Below are 19,867 nucleotides of genomic sequence, written 5' to 3'. Positions count from 1 at the left end.
TGCGTTTATGAACTCACCCCACACGGGCAACCCGCACAAACATCGGGAATGTAACGGTTTTCGATTGCGCCGGATCGCCCCACAGCATTTCCATTTCTTTTGCGAGAATATCCACCGGATCGCTGCCGTTTTTGCTGATGTATCGCTGCACCGCCGACCACGTTTTGAGATAGCTGATGTAATCGGCGAGCTTCCATTCGGCAGTCATCGGAAAATCCGGTGGCTGAATTTCCGGGAAAGGAACCGTAAAACTGCTGTAATGTTCTTCAATAAATCTGCGTTCCGGCGGCCAATAATCGTGGATCACATCGTTGTAAAAACGCCGGATGCAGGCATCAATTTCCGGCGAGGAATAGCAGAGCGAATAGCCCCAAAACGCCAGAATGCCGCCCGGTTTTAACACACGCTGAACCTCGGCGTAAAATTTATCAAGATCAAACCAGTGAATCGCCTGCGCGACGGTTACCAGATCGATGGAATGTTCAAAAATATCGCTGTCGTGGGCGGGAACCACCCGGTAATCCACCTGCGGATGATCGATCGCGTGGGAAATTTGTGCGGCGCTGGCATCGGTCGCAATCACCAATTCAAAATGGCGGGCGAGGGCAATTGCTGCCTGACCGTTGCCGGTGGCGCAATCCCATGCGGTATCGCAGGTGTCGCAAAGCGACGCCAAATATTCGAACAATTCCCGCGGATAACGGGGACGATAGCGGGCATATTCCCGCGCGTGGATGGAAAAATGATCTCTGAATGTCATGAATTTCCAAATCTGGTTTATTTAACTGAACCAAAAGTTACCGGATTCCGGCCGGATATTCCATGAAATTATTACAAATCGGAGATGTTGAGCTGGCGGATAATGGTTTCGGCGAGCAGTTCCGGGGCTGTTTCGGTCGTATCGACCTTCAGTTGGGCATATTGGCGGTAGAGCGGCAGGCGTCGGTTGTAATTGGATTCGATATCTTTTTGGAGATCGGCTTCGTTGAGCAACGGGCGATCGCCAGTGGCGGACAATCGCTGATATATCAGCCGCATTTCACAATCCACCCAAACGATCAGCGAGTGTTTGGCGAGGTGGCGCATATTTTCCGGATTTTCGATCACGCCGCCGCCGCAATCGATCACCGCCGGTTCGTTTTCCGGCAATCCGGCAATCACCGATTGCTCAATCTCGCGAAATTTTGGCCAGCCGTTTGCCGCCACAAATTGCGAAATGGGCATCCCGGTTACGGCTTCAATTTGCGCATCCGTGCTGATCAGCGGCACACTCAATTGCGCCGCAAGCGTTTTGGCGAGGGTGGATTTGCCAACACCGCGAAATCCGATGAGCACAACCCGTTTCATTTTCAATGAATATTTTCCCAAATAGCGCGCAGTTCCTCAACCGTAACCGGCGTTCCGGTGAATAGTTCGAACTGTTTGGTGGCTTGCAGCAAAAACATTTCCACGCCGGAAATGGTGATGCAGCCGCGTTCGCGGGCGATTTTCAAAAAGCGGGTTTCCGGCGGATTGTAAACCACATCCATCACCACCCGTTTTTTGCGGAACAGCGATGTGCCGGAAGGATATTGATCCGTGTACGGCGCCATTCCCACCGGCGTGGTTTGCACAATTACCGCCGCGCTGGCATAGTGAATTTCGTCCGGCTCCAGATAATCGATGCCGTATTTTTGCATCAGCATTTCGCCGCGTTCCTTATTTCGTCCGATCACGAAAATGGGATTGACATCCAGCCGTTTCATTGCGGCAATGGTGCTGCGGGCGGTTGCGCCGGTGCCGATCACCAAACCGCCGTTTTTCAGCGCTTCGGTGTAGGGTTTCAGCAAACTTTCGATGGCCAGCAAATCTGTGTTGTAGCCGCACCAACCTTTCGGACCGCGCACAATCGTGTTGCATACGCCGGAAATGCGCACTTCCACCGATACTTCATTCAGAAATTTGACGATCTGCTCTTTATAGGGAATCGTTACGCTCAGCCCGTGCAAATGGCTTTGCCACTGTTGCCAAAAGCTTTCCACATCTTCTGTGGGGAAATTGAGGTAGAGAAAATCGTTGGGTTCTGCCGCATTTTTATTTTGCGTAAACTTGTTAAAAATCATTTGGTTATGCAATCGCCAACCGCGACTTTGCTGGATCGGGTTGCCGATCAGCCCCATCAATTTTGTTGCCGTGCTTTTGTGCTGCAGGTGATAATAATTATGCGCTTCGTGCAGCGCCGGTTGCCCGGATGCGGTTTCTTCATCGTAATCTTTGGCGAGATAAGTCCATTCGTTGCCTTTCACCGCGCCTACCAAACGGGACGGCCGTCCGGCGTTGCCCATCGCGTGAATCACAAATTTTTTATCGAGCGATGTTGCCAGTTCGGTCAGCATCAGCGCGGTGTGGTTGTCGTCCATATCTTCCGCTTTAAAAATGAGTTTGTACACATCAGCGGGATGTTGGGTCATCGATCGAAATATTTCTTTCAATTCTTCGGGATTGTTGGATTCGGTGTGATGCGAAAGCACCACTTTGCTGGTACCTGCTTTCAGCAATGGCAGCACGGAATCCGCCAGTTGCCATTCCACATCCAGATACGCTGCGCCGGCGTTCGCGGCATTTTGAATAATCGCGCGATAATCCGCCGCTTTTCCGTTCCAAAATCCCCCTTCCGTACGGGTTCGCAAGGTGATAATCAGCGGTTTTTCTGCTTTTTTGACCAGTTTGGCAACGTCTATTTCCGGCAGATAATCCAGCCGGATTTCGATCAGGTCGCTGTCTGCGCAATTGGGCAGCCATTCGTCAATTTGCTCCGCTGTTTCCGGCAGCAAACTGACACAAAGTTTATGCGTGTTTGAAGACATCTTCCAACTCCCTTTTTTGGATTGGATACAATAATTCGGGTTGATTATCCGCGTTCATCAGTGAAAATCGCGGTGCCTGCTGGCGCGATTTTTTGTCGGAGAGGATGCAATCCCAGATGGCGTCGAATGCGTAATCAGCCAAATCAACCGTCAGTAAGCCTATATTTTTCAATAAATTAACCAATCGCTGTTCGCGATCGGCAGGATAGTTCAGTAACCGGACAGATAGCCGCGCAGCGATGACCATTCCGGTGGCAACCGCAAATCCGTGCGGCACGGCAAAATTGCTCAATTTTTCCACAGCATGCCCGACCGTGTGCCCGAAATTGAGAATTCCGCGCAATCCGGATTCTTTTTCGTCGGCGGCAGCAACAGCAATTTTGTCCTGCGCACAGCGGGAAATAATTTTGGTAAGTGTGGGTAAATCGCCGTCCAGAATTTGCTGCTGTTCGCTTTCCAGCCAGTACCACAGTTCGTCGTCCATAATTACGGCGTATTTGATGACCTCCGCCATGCCGCTCAAAAATTCCACTGTCGAGAGCGTTTTCAAAAATCGCACATCGCAAAAAATGCTGTCCGGCTGATAAAATGCGCCGATCAAATTTTTCCCGGCGGGATGATTGATGCCGGTTTTTCCGCCGATGCTGCTATCGACCATCGCCAAAAGCGTGGTGGGCAAATGCACCAACGGCACCCCGCGATGCAGCGTTGCCGCCACGTAACCCACCAGATCGCCCGTGACGCCGCCGCCAAACGCGACCAAAACCGTGTCACGTCCGGCTTTTTCGGCAAGCAATGCGTCTTCCAGCGCATCTTTTTGCGCCCGGCATTTGCTCTGCTCTCCGGCAGGAAATTGCAGCAATCCCCGAAATCCCGGATGAGCGGCAAGCTGTTGTTCCGCTTCCGGCGCGTAAATTTCCGCCACTTGCGAATCCGCAATTACATAAACTGCGTGTTTGGGAAATTGTGTTTTCAGGTGTTCGCGAAGTGGTTGCCAGAGGTTTTCACCGACATGACAGGGAATTTGGCGGGTGGCAGATGGCAGATCAAGAATGTGCGTTTGCATGCGTTGTGCGACGATCTCTGTTTGAAATTACAAAAATTGGCACGCGAATTATCCGCGTTGCTGATTAAAAAATGTAACGAAAAATATACGTTTGAACAGTGCGCAATGCAAGGTGAATGAGGGCCGGAATTTCAAGTTTTCACCGTGAAAATCAGATGTTTGGTCGGGTTTTGGTCAGCAACGGCAGGCAGAACCGGATAATTTTAGCGTGATCGAACGCCAGCTCCGGCAGATTATCGAGTGAAAACCATCGGACGTTGCGGGCGTCGTCGCCAGCTTTTGCGCGAATAGTTGCAGATTCGGGCAGCGTTGCGCCAAACACAATCGTGATGGTGTGCCCCCGCGGATCGCGCCCCGGATCGCCGAATGCGTGCAGTTGCTGCAATTGCAGATTTGCCAAACCGGTTTCTTCCGCCAGCTCCCGTGCCGCCGCATTTTCCAGCGATTCGTTTTCATCCACAAATCCACCGGGCAACGCCCACGCGTTCGCGAACGGTGGATTTTTTCGCTGGATGAGCAAAATTTCCGCGCCGGACGCGGTTTCGCGCCGCAGCAACATATCAACGGTGACCATCGGGCGGGGATATTCGTAGGTGTAGTTCATTTTAAGGATAAAGGGTTAAGGATAAAGGATAAATCAGCGGACGATAAGCGATGTTCGATGAACAAATGCTAAAATTGCTGATCGCTGAAAGCTGATTGCTGACCACTTCTCCACTCATCAATGATGCGAAAACCGGTGATAATCGCGAATCAGTTTTGCCAGCGCCATCCCCGGATCGGGCTGTTTCATGAATGATGTGCCGATGAGCAGCGCGTGAACCCCGGCATCGGTGAGGCGGCGGGCGTCATCCGCGCTGTAAATGCCGCTTTCGCCGACCAGCGTTACCGATTTGGGAATTTGGGCAGCGAGCGTTTCGGTGACCGCCAGATCGATCTCGAATGTGTGCAAACTGCGGTTGTTGATACCGATCAGCGGCGTATCGACGGACATGGCGATTTCCAGTTCCTCGGCAGTGTGCACTTCCACCAAAACATCCATCGCCATTTTATTGGCGGCGGCGTGCAAGTCGCGCAATTGCATTTTTTCCAGCGCCGCCACGATCAGCAAAATCGCATCTGCGCCGGCGGCGCGGGCTTCGGCAATCTGGTATTCATCGATGATAAAATCTTTCCGCAGCATCGGCACCTGAATGTGCGGACGAAGCTGCCGCAAAAAATCCAGCGATCCCTGAAAAAACGATTCGTCGGTGAGCACGGAAAGCGCGGCCGCGCCATCCTGCTGATACATTTTGCCGAGTGCCAGCACATCAAAATCATCGCGGATCACGCCCGCGGATGGCGAGGCTTTTTTCAATTCGGCGATTACCGGGAGGTGCGGGCTTTCCCGCAAATGGCGAATCAGCGATTCCGGTTTCGGTGCTTCATCTGCCAATCGCAGCAATTCCGCGATGCTGATTTCCGCTTTTCGCGCCGCGATTTCTTCCCGCTTTTTCGCGATAATTTTGGCTAAAATGTCAATTTTTGGTTTCATTTTATTATCAATTCAATGCCTACGAAATATACGAAACAAACGAAAAGAGAATATTTATCCTTAACCCTTTATCCTTTATCCTTATTCTTCCTCACTCATTTCCTGCGTCAGTTTGCCGAGGGCTTCCAGCTTTGCCAGCGCAGCGCCGGAATCGAGGCTGTGGCGGGCGAGATCTGCGGCGGTGGCGAGCGAATCGGCTTTTCCGGCGACGTAAATACCGGCGGCAGCGTTCATCACCACCACATCGCGGCGCGGGCCGGTTTCGCCGTTGAGAATTTTGAGGGCAATCGCGGCGTTATCTTTCGCATCGCCACCTTCCAGACTGTCGTTCGACGGCGTGGCACCAAAGGTTGTCGCATCGATTTCGTATTCCGCGATATCGCCGTGGCGCAATTCGAAAACATGGGTCGGCGCAGCCAGCGAAATTTCGTCCATTCCGTCCGAGCTGTGCACCACCAGCGTATGTTCCGTGCCGAGTTCGCGGAAAACGCTGGCCATCAATTTGGCGAGTTCGCGATTGTATGCGCCGATCAACTGTCGGCGTACGCCGGCCGGATTGGTGAGCGGACCGAGAATGTTGAAAACCGTGCGCGCACCGATTTCCCGGCGCGGTCCGATGGCGTATTTCATCGCCGGGTGCAGTCGCGGCGCAAACAAAAATGCGATGCCCACTTCGTTGACACAACGCGTCATTTGCAATGGCTCAAGATCAATATTTACACCGAGTTCGCGCAACACATCCGCGCTGCCGCATTTGCTGGAAACGGAACGATTGCCGTGCTTCGCAACGGGAATTCCCGCCCCGGCAGCCACCAAAGCAGCGATTGTAGAAATGTTGAAAGTATGCTTCCCGTCCCCGCCGGTGCCGACGATATCCAGCGCTTCGCCCAGCCGATCGACCGTCACCGGATGCGCTTTTTGCTGCATCGCTTTGGCGAATCCGGCAATCTCGTGCGCCTGCTCGCCTTTCATGCGCATGGCGATGAGGAACGCGCCGATTTGCGCATCGCTGGCATCGCCGGACATAATGCTGTGCATCGCGCCAAATGCTTCTTCGTGGGTGAGATGGGTTCGTTCGAGAAGTTTGTGTATTGCTTGCTGAATCATTTTTTGCCTGATTATTGATGTTCACATTTAAACCGTCGCCCAATTTACAGAATGCGGGTGGCGAAATCAATTTTTCTCGTCGCCGACACAAATTTTTCAAAAAAGCAAATTTTGCCGAATTATCCGTTGACATTCTCCGCAATTCGCATTAAAATGGCAACGTTTGAACAAAGGAAATATTTTGAACGCAATTATCCGTCGCTTTTTTAGCCTGTTTTTCTTTTTTGGTTTCGAGACCAACGGAGCCTGACAGGACGGTTTTGCGCAAAACAGACAATATCGAATCTTGAAAGGCTCCGCAAAACGGAGCCTTTTTTATTTGCAGAATTTTGGGCGCTTCAACGCCGCGCCCTACAAAAAGGAATTTCGTATGAAACAGCACATGAAAATCGCGATCCAGGGTGGTCAGGCATCCTTTCACGATATGGCGACGCGCCAATATTTTGCCGGACATCCGGTGGAACTGCTGGAATGCATGACGTTCGGGCGGCTCTGCGATGCGCTGGCCAATCGCGAAGTGGACGCCGCTGTGATGGCCATCGAAAACACGCTGGCCGGCAGCATTTTGCCGAATTACAGCCTGCTGGAGCGATACAATTTTCACATCATTGGCGAAACGTATTTGCACATCCAGCAAAATTTGATGGCGCTACCGGGACAGCGCATCGAGGACATCGAAACCGTGCGTTCGCACCCGATGGCGTTGCATCAGTGCAGCGTTTTTCTGGAAGCGCACCCGCATTTGCGGGCGATTGAATCGTTCGATACGGCGGAAAGCGCGCGGGAAATTCGCCAAAACAATCTGCGGGGCGTGGCAGCGATTGCCAGCAAAATGGCGGCAAATCGCTATCAATTGCAGATTTTGGGCGAAGAAATTGAGAATCTCAAAAAAAATTACACGCGATTCCTGATTTTGCTGAACAAGGAATACCGTAACGGCACACCGCCGGACAAAGCGTCGATCAGCTTTCGGGTGAGCCACGAAGTCGGATCGCTGGTGAGCGTGTTGCAGGTGTTTCGCGAGCACGGGTTGAACCTTTCGCTCATCCAGTCGATTCCCATTCCCGGTCAACCGAACGAATACGCCTTTCACATCGATTTACTGTGGCAAAATGAAGACGATTTTCATCGCGGGATTGCGGCGGCTGCGCCCTTTGCCCGCGGCATCAAAATACTGGGCATTTATAAATCCGGAGTGATTCCCTATGATCATACCGTCCGCCAACCGGCTTTCTCAGGTTGAAGAATATTATTTCTCAAAAAAACTCGCAGAGGTGCGGTCGCTGACGCAAAAGGGGCGACCGATTATCAATCTGGCGATCGGCAATCCCGATATGCCGCCATCTGCAACAACGATTGAAACACTGAATCGCAACGCTGCGCTGCCGAACGTGCACGGCTATCAACCGTATCGCGGCGCGCCGGAATTGCGCCTGGCGATGGCAGAATATTATTCGCGAACCTACGGCGTTATGCTGGACGCGAATGCGCAAATTTTGCCGCTGCTCGGCTCGAAAGAGGGCATTTTCCACATTTCGATGGCGTTTTTGAATCCCGGCGATATCGCGTTGGTGCCCGATCCCGGTTATCTGGCCTATCCATCTGCCGCGCGAATGGCCGGCGGCGAACCGCAATTTTACGACCTCTCCGCCAAAAACGGCTGGCTGCCCGATCTCGATGCGCTCGCCAAAACCGATTTGTCCCGCGCGAAAATCATGTGGGTAAATTATCCGCACATGCCCACCGGCGCGACGGCGTCGTTGGCGGATTTCGCCAAAATTATCGATTTTTGCCGCGAGCACAAAATATTGCTCTGCCACGATAATCCATACAGCCGCATTCTGAACCCCAATCCGTTGAGCCTGCTGCAAGTTGACGGTGCACTGGATTGCGCCATCGAGCTCAACTCGCTCAGCAAATCGCACAATATGGCAGGATGGCGCGTCGGCATGCTTTGCGGAAACGCGGATTATCTCGATACGATTATCAAGGTAAAAAGCAATATCGACTCCGGACAATTTTTGCCGATGCAACTCGCGGCTGCGCAAGCTCTCCAAAATTCCGACGAATGGCACGCCGAACAAAACGCCGCATATGTGGATCGTCAGCAACTGGTGTATCGGTTTCTGGATGCGCTCGGCTGCACTTACGACAGCGGCAGCGCGGGCATGTTCGCATGGGCAAAACTGCCGGATGCCGCAAAAAACGCCGAAGCGTTTGTGGATGATTTGCTCTATTCAAAAGATATTTTTATCGCGCCGGGGAGCATTTTTGGCAGCAACGGACGCGGTTACATTCGCGTGTCGCTGTGCGCGCCGGCAGAGAAAATTGCAGAGGCAGTTGGGCGGGTTTCCTGAGGCTGGTTTCTGGTTTCTGGTTTCTGGATGCTGGAAATAAATTGCTTCGTTGCGATGCGCTCACTTTGAAATAAAAGACGGAACTGTCGCGACTGTTACCTACTACAGATTGGCAATCAACCCAATTCTAACAATATCCAGAATCCAAAGAATCCAACATCCAGAATCCAGAAAAAAAAGCCCCGTCGAACAGACCGGAGCTTATGGGGGTGTGTGAGGACAACTCGATTGCGCCGAACAACTCAGCTTTTTTGATGCTTGTTGGGAGTGACCTGTGCCTGTTGCGCAAATTGGTGGAGTCGTTTTTCCAATTCGCGGGCGCTTTCGAGATTTTGTGCGGGTAGCAAAAATTTGTCAGATTTGCATAATTTCAGATAGTTTTGTGCGGTTCGCAGATCGCCGGCAGCACTGTAAATTTCCGCCGCGTGATACAGATATACCGGACGTTTCGTTTCCATCCGCAGCGCTTTTTCCATCAACGGCAGTGCTTTTTGGATCTCGCCGCGCCGGAATTCCACCCATGCGTAGGTTGCCAACACATCAATATTTTCCGGGCGACGCTGATATTCGCGCTCGATGCGCGTCTGCGCTTCGTCCAGATTCACGTTGCAATCGGCGTAAAATCTGGCGAGTTCCAGATCAATATTCCAGCCGATTGCAGCCTGTTCGTGCAATCCTTCTGCTGCATGCGCGATCATCTCTGTGGCTTTCAAATCGTTGCCGTTTGCAACTAACATCAGCGCCAGTTTTTCGATGATTTTATGATCCGCATCGTGATCTGCATATGTTTCCAGCACAGATATCCCTTCGCTTAACCCATTGTTAATACTGGCGATATCCGCCAAACCGATAATCGCTTCAGTTCGGTTGGGTTGCAGCTCCCGCACGCCGTTGTAAATTATCTCCGCGTTTTCAATATCACCCGTTTGCAGATACAAATTTGCCAGATGACACAGCGCCCAATTGCGTTCGTCCGAGCCGTGCACACCGGATTTCACCGCCAATTTCATCGCTGCGATAGCGCCGGGCATATCGCCGTGAATTTCCCGGAGATAGGATGCGCGGCTATACGAGCGCAAATCGGGGCGGATGCTCAACATTTTATCACACGCCGCAACGGCTTCCGGATAATTGCCGAGTTCCACATTTGCATCGCAGAGTGCGCCGTAAACAAAGGCATTATGCGGAAATTCCCTTGCCAGCGATTCCGCCAACATTTTAGCTTTTTCAAACTGATGCAGCGTCAGCAAAACGGAAATTTTGATCATCCGCGCTTCGGTATTTTCCGGCGCGATGTCCAATGTGTTATCCGCAACCCGCAGCGCTTTGTGCACAAAATCATTGTGATCGCCGTTCATCCGGGCGAGCTGCACGTAGGTTTCCGCGAGTGCGGTGCGGCTTTTCAAATCATCCGGGCGTTGTTGGATTGCCGCGTTCAGCGCCGTTTCGCGGTCGAGCAATTGCTGCAGTTTCGGGGAAATTTGCACATCTTTTTCGTGCGAATGATCGTGAGAATGCTCATGCACACCGTGATGATCGTGATCGTGATGATCGTGGTCATGCACATCAATCACGTAATGCTTGAGCATCAACATCCCGGTAAATCCTGCAATGACGAAAGCTGTTAAAATGGCTATTTTGCGAATCATTTTATTGTCCTCAATTTTTCGATAATAACACATTGCCGGGACATCGCTGCCCCGACAATGCGCGCTGCCTGAAGGATGGCTATTTCACAAGAATTGATTTTTTGGTGATGATATCGTTACCCACTTCCATTTGATAAAAGTAGGTGCCGCTCGCCAGATTTTTGGCGTCCCAATTGATTGAGTAGGTACCGGCTGCTTTTTGTCCGTCCACCAGCGTGGCGACCAACTGACCGAGCGTGTTATACACATTGATGCGCACATCCGCCGGTTTCGACACATGATATTTGATAGTCGTGGACGGATTGAAAGGATTCGGATAATTTTGTTCCAGAATGAACGCCTTCGGCACACCAACGCCAATCGGCGATTCGCTGATGCCAACCATAATTGGCTCAACAGCGGTCAATTGCTTCACATAATCGTATCCGCGGTGCGGCTCTGCCTGATACGGGAATTGGCTGAGCAACGGCACATCGTTGGCTGTCGGGCCGCCGTTGTAGGTGAGTTCGGCAACCAGCGCCGGCGATGCGAGATCGCTGTAATTTCCGGCGGTTGCATCGTCAAACGGAAATCCGACGGCTGCCAACACCAGCCCGCCAACCGCTTGCAGCGAAATGGTGGTCACGTCATCTTCCAAACGGCGTCCGTTCGGGAAACCGTCCATGTGCGGAATGGATTGAATAGTGGTGTCCGCAAATGCCGGATCTGTCAATCCCAACACGGCGGCGCGAACCAGCCCCATCCGGGCGTTATTTGTGTATTCGCTGTTGCCGCGATCCGTTACCGGCGTTGCCATATTCAACCGGAGCATGTCGCCACCGTAAAGCACACCGGCATCGCTGGTGATCGGTAAAAAGTTGTGAATAAACGGTTTACCTTTGCTGAGCGGTCCACCGGTTTTGCCGGTTGCCAGTTCATACGGCGGCAAAGCGGGCACACCAAAATAGAATACCGGAAACACATCCGCACGACGCGGTTCGCCCGGCGCAACCAGTGCGGTTTGGATGGGCATTCCGTCTGCCGCAGGTCCGGTGGGCACGGCAATCGCAGTTCCGGTGAAATCGATGCCGGGAATAAATGCGGCGGCAAATGCACCGTCTTTTCCGTTGCGGAAATCAAATCCCGGATCGGAATAGCCCGGAATAACGCCAATTGCCGGATAGCTCATGGACTGGATTCGCAGATCAGAAAGCGCCGGAACTGCACCGCCGAACTGGCTGTCATCCATATACAATCCCAATTCCGGATTCGCGAAATACGCCACAAAACCCTGCTCTTCCGCGCTGTAAGGCGTCACGGAGTTCCAGTGATCTTTTTCGCCGATTGGAATAATCGCTTCGTTAGTCAACGGCATGCCCAAACGGGATACCTGCACCCACGGTCCGCTGTAGGTTGGTTTGCTGCCATCCATGGACAAGGTTTTGATTTGCTGACGACTGGCAGATGCCCACACGCCGATCACAAAATCGGGATCGAGAATGCCGGTTGCCTGGCTGACGTCTTTGCCATCTTTTTGCAACATGCTGATGGGAATTTTCATCGAAATAGTGTGCGTGTTGAAACCGGCAACGGCATCGCGGGCGTTATCCGGATTGGATGCGTTCGTGCCGTATGCGCTGCGGGTTTGTCCGAGATCGAAAATACCGCCCAAATCGACGAAAAATGCATCGTCACGCGGTCCGCAAAATACCGTTTCGCCGGTGGTTGCGGTGGTGATCGCGTTTTGCACGAGTTGATCGTAGCTGGTGCCGAGTCCGGCTGCGCCTTCGATGGAACGCGGCCCGATGTTGTTCGGCGGCACCACGCCGTTATCGACGATGGTTGTCCAGCTCATTCCGCCATCGGTGCTTTTTTCGCAAGTGTAAGTGGTTTTCAGGTTCTGCATGCCCAACCGGATGTTGAAAAACGTGGTCGGGTCTTCGTTTTCCTGCGTGAACGTGAAACGGTAGGTGATGTCGTCCATCGCACCGCCGAGCATTCCCACATACGTGCTGTTTTTGATGTGGATTTCATATCGAATATTTTCGCCGAAAGTGGCGTAATTCGGTCCGCCTTCCGGCAATTCCAGCGGAATATAATTTGCGATAATGATAACAGAATTCGGGTCATCCGGTGACCGGAACACATATAAATCCGTATTGTCTGCCAGCGGATCCTGGCTGATTAGCGGCGCTTCGCGGTGACTGCTGGCATGCAACATCAGCATGCCGGCTGTCGCGAGGATGCACCACGCCGAAATCAGTATTCGAAATAATGATCGATTTATGGAAATCATATAGCCTCCATCATAAGATTTGGTTTATGAAAAGGCTTTAATGCGCATTAAAGCAATGTTTTATCGTTGCAGTTGAATTACGAACGAGGTGGGTGAGTGGATTTCAGAAAAGGGAATTATTTTTAGAAAATGTATCCGATCACATCTGCAAATCGCATATTTACAACAACTTATCGATCAGCAATATTTTTTCAAACCCAACAAAAAAGGCGAACAACCGTTCGCCTAAAATGATAAATTTCGATTTTTTATGATAAAAATATCAACTGCCGGAAGTGGTTCCCAGCAGCACCATTGTGCCGGTGGGTTGGGGAACGCCACCTTTTGGCTCAACGGTTACGGCAAATGCGCTCAATTCATCCAGCGAAAAATCGACCGCAAATGTGGCCACAAAATGACCGTTTTCGGCGGTCAGCAATCCGGCGTCCACCGGTTGGTTGCCTTTGAGCATCCACAATTGGTAATCTTTGCCGGTCGCCAAATCGCCCAAATTTTGGGCGGAAAACACCGCTTTTTTCTCATCCGCCGATAAAAATACGGTTGCGGAGGCTTTTGGTGCGGCTTCCAATCCGTTCAGCGCGAACACTTTTACGCTGGCATCCTGCACAATCGTCAAAAATTCGTTTTTGCGTTTCAGCTCCGTTTCCAGATTGTTGATCAGGTTTCCGCCGATTTCCACCTGTTTTTCGAGATATTGGACATCCTGTTTCAGTTTTATGGAATAGATGCCCACACCAACAATAATAACCAGGCTGGCAATCGCCACGCCCCAGGTCAGGCGGCGCCAAAAGGCAGCCATTTCGCGGAGTTGCTCCACCACAATCGTTTCAAACCGGGAATCTTCGCGATAGGACGTTGCGGGAGTTTCCGCGATTTCCGGTTTGGCTTCCGCCTCAATTTCCGCCATAATTTTCGATTTCAAAAATGCCGGCGGCGCTACCGGCTCTGCCGCCATCGGCAAAACCGTCACCACTTCCTGCATGGCTTTCAATTGGGCAATCGCATCCGGATCGCCTGATTTAATCAGGTTTTCGAAAACTTCGCGCTCGTCGTCTTCCAACATTCCCAAAGAATACGCAGCAGCAAGTTCTTGCAATTTTTCGTTATCCATTTTCATAAGTTACTCGATCCCGATACGGGTAAAAATCTCTCTCAACCGCAGCATGCCCGAGCGAATCCGGGTTTTTACGGTTCCCAACGGAAGCTCCCGTTTTTTGGCGATTTCCGATTGCGAAAATCCCTGAAAATACGCGAGTTCCAGCAAATCCCGCTGATCATCCGGCAACGCCGCCAACGCCGTTTTGACAGTATTTTGCAACTGGGACAAATCCGCCAAATGCAGCGGACTTTCTTCCACTTCGCTGATCAGCGCCGGGTTTCCGATTTCATCATCCGCTGAAAATGCGCTGCGTTTGGTTTGCGTATCTTTCGATCGCAAAATATCGATGCAGCGGTTGCGGCACAAAATTGTCATCCAGGCCATCGGTGCACCGCGTTTGCGGTCAAATTGTTTGGCATTTTTCCAAATGCTCAAAAACACCTCTTGAATTACGTCCTGAGCGAGCGATTGGTTTTGTAAAATTTTCAGTGAGAGGCCATACAGCTGGGAAGCGTAGCGGTCATACAGCACAGACAACGCCTGCGATTGCCCCGATTTCAACCGTTCGATCAGCTCATCATCCGTCGCAGACTGTAATTTTTCAGACACCGTATCGAAATTTTGGGGCATGATTTTCCTGAGTTTCACTTGATAATGCCTAATATCTTGAATTGCGGCAGGATTGTCAAGCAACAAATTTGTTGATTTTTCGGGCGAACAGTTTATTGAATGCCCAGCGATTTCATTTTTTTATGGAGATTGGTGCGCTCCATCCCCAACAATTTTGCAGCCTGCGTCACGTTGCCGTCCGTTTCCGCGAGGCAGCGCTCGATGTAGCGCCGTTCGGCGATTTCGCGAACCTCTGCCAGCGATTTGCTACCCGGCGCAATTGCGTCTGCCGGATTTACGGTCACGTTCAAATATTCCGGCAAATCCGCAACGGAAATCCGGTCGCCTTCGGCGAGAATAATCAGCCGCTCAACCAGATTGTGCAGCTCGCGTATGTTGCCCGCCCAGCGATACTGTTGCAACTGGCGCATCACTGCCGGATCAAATTGCGGCGATTTTCGATCGTTTCGCCGACAAATTTCCCGGGCAAAATGCTCGACCAGCAGCGGAATATCTTCCCGGCGTTCTCGCAGCGGCGGCACGGTAATCGGCAGCACATTCAGCCGGAAAAACAGATCTTCCCGGAAATCGCCGGATTTGACCATTTCCGCCAAATCGCGATTGGTTGCGGCAACCACCCGCACATCTGCGCGCAGCGTTTCTTTTCCGCCGACACGCTGGAAATCACCATCTTGCAACACACGCAATACCTTTGTTTGCACGCGCAAACTCATATCGCCAACTTCATCGAGAAATAACGTGCCGCCGTTCGCCTGCGTAAATTTTCCGTCGCGGCGTTCGGTTGCGCCGGTGAACGCGCCTTTCTCGCTGCCGAACAGTTCGCTTTCGATCAGATCTTCCGGAATGGCGGCGCAGTTCATTTTTACAAACGGCTGCTTTGCGCGCGTGCTGTTTTGATGAATCGCGAACGCCACCAGCTCTTTGCCAACCCCGCTTTCACCGGTAATCAGCACTTTGCTGTCCGTCGGCGCTATTTTTTTCACTTTTTGGAGCACGGAGAGAATTGCCGGCGACTCGCCGATGATGCGGTTTTCCGCCGAAATCGCCGATTGCAAATCGGCAAACCGCTGCTTCAGCGATTGCCGTTCGGCGAGGTGCTCCAGCGTGAGCACAATTTTCTCTTTTTGAAGGGGTTTTTCCAAAAAATCATACGCGCCGGCGCGAGTGGCGTCCACTGCGGTGCTGAGCGTTGCGTGCCCGGAAATCATCACCACTTCGGTTGTTGGCGAGATTTCTTTCAGCCGTTTCAACGTTTCGATGCCGTCGATGCCCGGCAGTTGCACATCGAGAAACAGCGCGTCAACTGTTTCGCCCGGCAGCGCGTCCAGCAACGCCTCACCGGCTTCAAACACCTGCAGCGATTTCACGCGATTGCGCAAAATCAGCTCAAACGAACGGCGGATATTTTTTTCGTCATCAACGACACAGACGGTCAGATTTTTCATGCTGAAAGCTAATATTTGTTTCGATTTCTGCCAAATAACGAATACATTTTTTACATGTTCGAACGCTGTATTGGTAACCGAATGGTGAACGCCGTGCCAGTGCCCGGCTCGGAAGCTACGCGGATTTCGCCGCCGTGCTCCTCAATCATTTTGCGGGTAATGGCCAAACCCAATCCCACGCCGGATTTTTTGGTGGTAAAATACGGCTCGAAAATTTTTTCGCGGAGTTTTTCGGGAATGCCGCTGCCGTGATCACGAACGATAAGTTCAATAAAGTCAACTGTTTTAGCAGTGGAAATTTCTACCGGATTTTCGGTCGCATCCGCCTGAATAGCGTTCTCAACCAGATTGATCAGCACCCGGCGAATGCGGTCTTCGTCGAGTTGCAGCGGCGGAATTTCCGGCGACAAATCCAGCAAAATGCTGTGATGCGGATACAATTTCACCACATCGCTAATCAGCAAATTGAGGTTCGTTTCGCTGAAAGCGGGCTCCGGCATTCGCCCGAAATCCGAAAATTCCCGCACCAATCGCCGCAAATTCTCGATTTCCTCACCGATGATGCCGTGGCATTCCCGCAGCAGTTGCGCATATTCGGGATCGCTGCCATCGTATTGATCGACCATTTCCTGAATGGTAAGCTGAATGGGTGTCAGCGGGTTTTTGATTTCGTGCGCCAGCCGCCGGGCGATTTCCTGCCAGGCGGCCATTTTTTCCAGATAAATCGTGCGCTGTTGATAATCTTTCAACTCGCCGGTCATGCGATTGAAATATTGCACGAGTTCGCCGAGTTCATCGGTGCTGCGCTGGGGAATCTGGTAATCGAGATTGCCGCGCCCGATTTCCTGCGTGCCTTTCACCAAATCCGCAATCGGTTCGGAAATGCGCCGCGACAGCCAGTAGGCAACGCCAACGGTTCCGGCGATGATCACCGCGCTGAGCAACAAAAATGCCAGCAAAAAACGCGTGGGAATAAACGCCGGGGACAACGACAGCGTGCGATACAACTGATATATCTGTAAACTTTGCCCGGATTTTTCGAGAAACGATTCATCGAGCGCGGCGGTGAGCGCAACGAATTGACGCCCGCGTTTTTCCATCGCGATGAACGCGTTCGCCTCGCGATCCGTGAACATCAGTTGCGGCGATTCACTCTCGCGGAGCTGGGCAAAATGGCTCGCATCGATTGCCGGAATTGCGGCAGAATCGCGCAAAACGGCGGATCGTTGCACCAGATTTTCATCGAAAATTTGCACCGATGTGAATCGCCACGGCGACGAATTTTCCGGTATTTTGGGGGAAGCCGGATCAATTTTAAGCGCGGAAAGTTGTGTTGCAAGCTGTTGTTTATATTGTTGATACAGCTCCCGCGAATAGCCGACGCCGCTTTCCAGCGCCGCCGCCACCTGCGGATTGACACCCACGTTGTAACTGTGATGCACCAGATCATTCACGAGCCAGACGATGGGCACAAACGGCAGCACAACGACCGCCAGCAACAGGAGCAACAATTTGGCGCGAATGGTTTTCATCGGCGTAGTTCGTTGAGGGTGAAATCGGGCGAAATTTTGCGGACGCTGGTTTGTTCGATCACATCCGAACGGCTGAAAAAGAGGGAAAAGAGGCGGTTCAAATCGAGCGTGAAACCGGTGTCGCGGTTGCTGCCGGGCAGCGATTCTTCGGTTTCGTTGGCGTTGAAAATCCAGTTTTTGAGCTGCTGCCCCTGTGTTCGGCTGAGCAGAACCACGTTTACGTCCAGCGAAATGCGCAGTTTGGATTCCGCGTCCGGTAAATTTCCGGCGAGAATCAGCTGCGGTTCCGGCGATTGCCAGGCGCTTTCCAGCGCCTCGATGCTGGCAAACTGGCTTTTTCCGTTGGGCGATTCCTCAAAAAAAAGGTCTTCCCAAATGTCGTATTTCAACTGAAATTTTTGGATAATTTGGGTGATCGCGCGTTCGTTTTCATCGAGTAACTGCCAGCGCAACTGGACCAGTACCGGCAAACCGGACAGCAGCGTCTGGCGGGTGTTCCCGGCGAACAGATCGGAAATGGCGTATCGGCAGCGCAGCGAATCATTTTCCGCAAATACCTGTAATTCATCAACTTGCGGTGATTGCTGTGCCGGCATTTTCCCGGAAAACAGCAGGCAAAATGCAATCAGCCAGAAAATGTTGCGATAGCGATGGTCCAAATTACGTCCGGGTTTTTATTGTTTGAGTGGGTAAAAGAGTGAATGGGTGATCAGCAGTTTCACATCGCTTTTCACACTTCACTTTATCCTTTACCCTTTATCCTTTATCCTTTAAAACGTATGCCCCAACGAAACGTGTACGCGCATTTCGCGGTCGTCGCCATCGAGCGGGTAGGCGAAATCGGTGCGGAGCAACCCGACGATCGGGAGTCGCAGCCGCAATCCCCAACCGATGCCACTTTTAAATTTAGAAAAATCAAATGCTTCGGGATCGTTCCAGGCGTAGCCGGCATCGAAAAACAGCACACCGGTGAATCGGTCATATTTCAATCGGCGCGAAAGCGGGAAACGCAGTTCCACGCTGCTTTGGGCGATTTCCGCAGCGTAGCCGGGCGGCGTCAAACTGCGATCGGCATAACCGCGCAACGAATTGGGTCCACCGAGATAAAATTTTTCGTAAAACGGCGCGCTCTCGCTGACCGTTCCCCAACGGATGCGCGCCGCACCGGTGAGCTTTTTCCAGAGCGGTTGGTAGCGCCGCACGTCCACCGTGAAGCGGTAAAAACTGGCGAAACTGCCCAATTCTTTGGTTGCCTGATCGAGCACCGCGCTGCCCCACCAGCCGGAAAGCGGGTGGATTTTCTGGTCGCGCGTATCGACCGTGAACGCCAAAATGAACCGCCCGATTTTTTGGGTGTCCACCGGCTGCTGCAAAAATGTGGGCGCGTCGAACCGCTCGTCGCCGTTTCTTTCGCGGGTAAGAAAAGTGTCCGGCACCACGTTTTGCCCGACAATCGCGGCGGAAAAATATTTCGCCAGACCGCTGTTACCGCTGATTTGCAGCTTGAATCCGGCATCGCGAACCTGTTGGCGGAGCCGCTCGTCCGGCTGAAAATGGAGAAATTCGCGGTTGTAGCCGAAAATCTGCACACCGAGATCGTATTCCGAGCCGAACAAAAACGGGCGAACGTATGCCAGCCGTGCACCCGCCACGCGATCGCCGATGATCAGCTCCCAGCCGAGGACGTTGCCACGTCCCAAAATATTGTCGAATCGCAGCCCGATCGGGCTGATATACCAGCCGTCCAGCTCGTTAAATCCGCTTTTGAACTGGAAAAACGGCCACTTTCGCTCGCTGACCGTCACGGTTACTTTTGCCAGCCCTTTTTCACTGCCGGGCATAATGGAAATTTGAACTTCTTTGAAAAAATTGGTGCTACGCAACCGGGCTTCGTCCGCGGCAAGCTGTTCACGGGTGACCGGTTCGTTTTCGCGGATGGTGAGATAATTGCGGATAACGGATTCGCGCGTTTTGCTGTTCCCGGTGATTTCCAGCGTTTCCACGGTCAGCGCTTGTTGTCCGAACAGCGGTTGCAACGCGGCAACCGCAATCAGGAAAATGAGGATGTGTCGGATGTTGTTTTTCATTGATTTACGGGTCGAAATTTTTACCGCAGCTATTTCGTTTTTTCTGGAGATTCCTGCCTTCGCAGGAATGACTAAAATTGCCTGTTGTGTTCAATCCTGCAAATACAGAGGCTCCCGATTATTTCTGCGGCTATGTGATTATTCAGCCTGAATTTAGGATTGGTGACCAATCTATCCAAGAAAAAATGTAGGGGCGAGCGGCTGCTCGCCCTTTTGTTAAAAATTTATTCAAAAAAAGAA

Annotated in this window: 17 protein-coding genes; 2 read left to right on the top strand and 15 right to left on the bottom strand. The window is 51.9% G+C overall.

The features are described 5' to 3' along the window. Positions 1 to 13 precede the first annotated feature (13 nt). The 7 genes from H6629_09150 to trpD all read right to left on the bottom strand — a co-directional run bounded on the left by H6629_09150 (position 14) and on the right by trpD (position 6,553). The gene (locus tag H6629_09150) at positions 14 to 760 is read right to left on the bottom strand and encodes a methyltransferase domain-containing protein (GenBank protein ID MCB9067961.1); all 747 of its coding nucleotides are present in this window, start codon (positions 758 to 760) and stop codon (positions 14 to 16) included. A 71-nt stretch (positions 761 to 831) separates the two neighbouring features. Next, complete coding sequence (locus H6629_09145) at positions 832 to 1,353, bottom strand: shikimate kinase (protein ID MCB9067960.1); 522 nt, start codon at positions 1,351 to 1,353, stop codon at positions 832 to 834. After that, positions 1,350 to 2,846 (bottom strand): type I 3-dehydroquinate dehydratase, encoded by a 1,497-nt coding sequence (locus H6629_09140; GenBank protein MCB9067959.1) that lies wholly within the window; start codon positions 2,844 to 2,846, stop codon positions 1,350 to 1,352. The genes H6629_09145 and H6629_09140 overlap by 4 nt, the downstream gene beginning before the upstream one ends. Then, on the bottom strand, positions 2,827 to 3,912 hold the full coding sequence (gene aroB, locus H6629_09135; protein MCB9067958.1) for a 3-dehydroquinate synthase: 1,086 nt from the start codon (positions 3,910 to 3,912) through the stop codon (positions 2,827 to 2,829). The genes H6629_09140 and aroB overlap by 20 nt, the downstream gene beginning before the upstream one ends. Before the next feature lie 151 nt (positions 3,913 to 4,063). Beyond that, on the bottom strand, positions 4,064 to 4,516 hold the full coding sequence (locus tag H6629_09130; GenBank protein ID MCB9067957.1) for an NUDIX hydrolase: 453 nt from the start codon (positions 4,514 to 4,516) through the stop codon (positions 4,064 to 4,066). A gap of 117 nt (positions 4,517 to 4,633) precedes the next feature. Beyond that, entirely contained in the window at positions 4,634 to 5,446 is an 813-nt protein-coding gene (gene trpC / locus H6629_09125) for an indole-3-glycerol phosphate synthase TrpC (GenBank protein ID MCB9067956.1), read from the bottom strand. An 81-nt stretch (positions 5,447 to 5,527) separates the two neighbouring features. Beyond that, positions 5,528 to 6,553: an anthranilate phosphoribosyltransferase gene (trpD, locus tag H6629_09120; protein MCB9067955.1), complete on the bottom strand. Its 1,026-nt coding sequence runs from the start codon at positions 6,551 to 6,553 to the stop codon at positions 5,528 to 5,530. 370 nt (positions 6,554 to 6,923) lie between these two features. On the opposite strand from trpD, the gene H6629_09115 reads away from it, so the two are divergent. Beyond that, the gene (locus H6629_09115; protein ID MCB9067954.1) at positions 6,924 to 7,796 is read left to right on the top strand and encodes a prephenate dehydratase; all 873 of its coding nucleotides are present in this window, start codon (positions 6,924 to 6,926) and stop codon (positions 7,794 to 7,796) included. Further along, positions 7,759 to 8,910, top strand: a complete 1,152-nt coding sequence (locus tag H6629_09110; GenBank protein ID MCB9067953.1) for an aminotransferase class I/II-fold pyridoxal phosphate-dependent enzyme — start codon at positions 7,759 to 7,761, stop codon at positions 8,908 to 8,910. Before H6629_09115 ends, H6629_09110 begins: the two co-directional genes overlap by 38 nt. A 242-nt stretch (positions 8,911 to 9,152) precedes the next feature. Here H6629_09110 and H6629_09105 read toward each other — a convergent pair whose 3' ends face one another. From H6629_09105 to H6629_09070, 8 genes are all read right to left on the bottom strand, one after another. Further along, a complete protein-coding gene (locus H6629_09105; protein MCB9067952.1) occupies positions 9,153 to 10,559 on the bottom strand; it encodes a hypothetical protein in 1,407 nt (468 codons plus the stop codon). Between the two features lie 79 nt (positions 10,560 to 10,638). Beyond that, positions 10,639 to 12,765 carry a DUF4331 family protein gene (locus H6629_09100; GenBank protein MCB9067951.1) on the bottom strand — a complete coding sequence of 709 codons (2,127 nt, stop codon included), beginning with the start codon at positions 12,763 to 12,765 and terminating at the stop codon, positions 10,639 to 10,641. Positions 12,766 to 13,096: 331 nt separating this feature from the next. Beyond that, entirely contained in the window at positions 13,097 to 13,951 is an 855-nt protein-coding gene (locus H6629_09095; GenBank protein ID MCB9067950.1) for an anti-sigma factor, read from the bottom strand. Positions 13,952 to 13,954: 3 nt separating this feature from the next. Further along, a complete protein-coding gene (locus H6629_09090) occupies positions 13,955 to 14,563 on the bottom strand; it encodes a sigma-70 family RNA polymerase sigma factor (protein MCB9067949.1) in 609 nt (202 codons plus the stop codon). Positions 14,564 to 14,655: 92 nt separating this feature from the next. Continuing rightward, positions 14,656 to 16,008: a sigma-54-dependent Fis family transcriptional regulator gene (locus tag H6629_09085; protein ID MCB9067948.1), complete on the bottom strand. Its 1,353-nt coding sequence runs from the start codon at positions 16,006 to 16,008 to the stop codon at positions 14,656 to 14,658. Positions 16,009 to 16,058: 50 nt separating this feature from the next. Then, a complete protein-coding gene (locus tag H6629_09080; GenBank protein ID MCB9067947.1) occupies positions 16,059 to 17,540 on the bottom strand; it encodes a HAMP domain-containing protein in 1,482 nt (493 codons plus the stop codon). Beyond that, a complete protein-coding gene (locus tag H6629_09075; GenBank protein ID MCB9067946.1) occupies positions 17,537 to 18,199 on the bottom strand; it encodes a hypothetical protein in 663 nt (220 codons plus the stop codon). The genes H6629_09080 and H6629_09075 overlap by 4 nt, the downstream gene beginning before the upstream one ends. Positions 18,200 to 18,310: 111 nt before the next feature. Next, entirely contained in the window at positions 18,311 to 19,627 is a 1,317-nt protein-coding gene (locus H6629_09070; protein MCB9067945.1) for a BamA/TamA family outer membrane protein, read from the bottom strand. Positions 19,628 to 19,867: the final 240 nt, after the last annotated feature.

This window comes from Calditrichia bacterium, assembly GCA_020634975.1.
Taxonomy (GTDB): Bacteria; Calditrichota; Calditrichia; order RBG-13-44-9; family J075; genus JACKAQ01.
Note: the sequence above shows the minus strand (reverse complement) of the source record. Positions and strands in the feature narration are given on the sequence as shown.

What these genes read in the sequence shown, in the direction of transcription:
- H6629_09110 (MCB9067953.1), top strand. Translation starts at nt 7,759, where the DNA reads ATGATCATACCGTCCGCCAACCGGCTTTCTCAGGTTGAAGAATATTAT.
- H6629_09150 (MCB9067961.1), bottom strand. Translation starts at nt 760, where the DNA reads ATGACATTCAGAGATCATTTTTCCATCCACGCGCGGGAATATGCCCGC.
- H6629_09080 (MCB9067947.1), bottom strand. Translation starts at nt 17,540, where the DNA reads ATGAAAACCATTCGCGCCAAATTGTTGCTCCTGTTGCTGGCGGTCGTT.
- H6629_09095 (MCB9067950.1), bottom strand. Translation starts at nt 13,951, where the DNA reads ATGAAAATGGATAACGAAAAATTGCAAGAACTTGCTGCTGCGTATTCT.
- H6629_09115 (MCB9067954.1), top strand. Translation starts at nt 6,924, where the DNA reads ATGAAACAGCACATGAAAATCGCGATCCAGGGTGGTCAGGCATCCTTT.
- H6629_09130 (MCB9067957.1), bottom strand. Translation starts at nt 4,516, where the DNA reads ATGAACTACACCTACGAATATCCCCGCCCGATGGTCACCGTTGATATG.
- H6629_09085 (MCB9067948.1), bottom strand. Translation starts at nt 16,008, where the DNA reads ATGAAAAATCTGACCGTCTGTGTCGTTGATGACGAAAAAAATATCCGC.
- trpD (MCB9067955.1), bottom strand. Translation starts at nt 6,553, where the DNA reads ATGATTCAGCAAGCAATACACAAACTTCTCGAACGAACCCATCTCACC.
- trpC (MCB9067956.1), bottom strand. Translation starts at nt 5,446, where the DNA reads ATGAAACCAAAAATTGACATTTTAGCCAAAATTATCGCGAAAAAGCGG.
- H6629_09090 (MCB9067949.1), bottom strand. Translation starts at nt 14,563, where the DNA reads ATGCCCCAAAATTTCGATACGGTGTCTGAAAAATTACAGTCTGCGACG.
- H6629_09105 (MCB9067952.1), bottom strand. Translation starts at nt 10,559, where the DNA reads ATGATTCGCAAAATAGCCATTTTAACAGCTTTCGTCATTGCAGGATTT.
- aroB (MCB9067958.1), bottom strand. Translation starts at nt 3,912, where the DNA reads ATGCAAACGCACATTCTTGATCTGCCATCTGCCACCCGCCAAATTCCC.
- H6629_09100 (MCB9067951.1), bottom strand. Translation starts at nt 12,765, where the DNA reads ATGCTGATGTTGCATGCCAGCAGTCACCGCGAAGCGCCGCTAATCAGC.
- H6629_09140 (MCB9067959.1), bottom strand. Translation starts at nt 2,846, where the DNA reads ATGTCTTCAAACACGCATAAACTTTGTGTCAGTTTGCTGCCGGAAACA.
- H6629_09070 (MCB9067945.1), bottom strand. Translation starts at nt 19,627, where the DNA reads ATGAAAAACAACATCCGACACATCCTCATTTTCCTGATTGCGGTTGCC.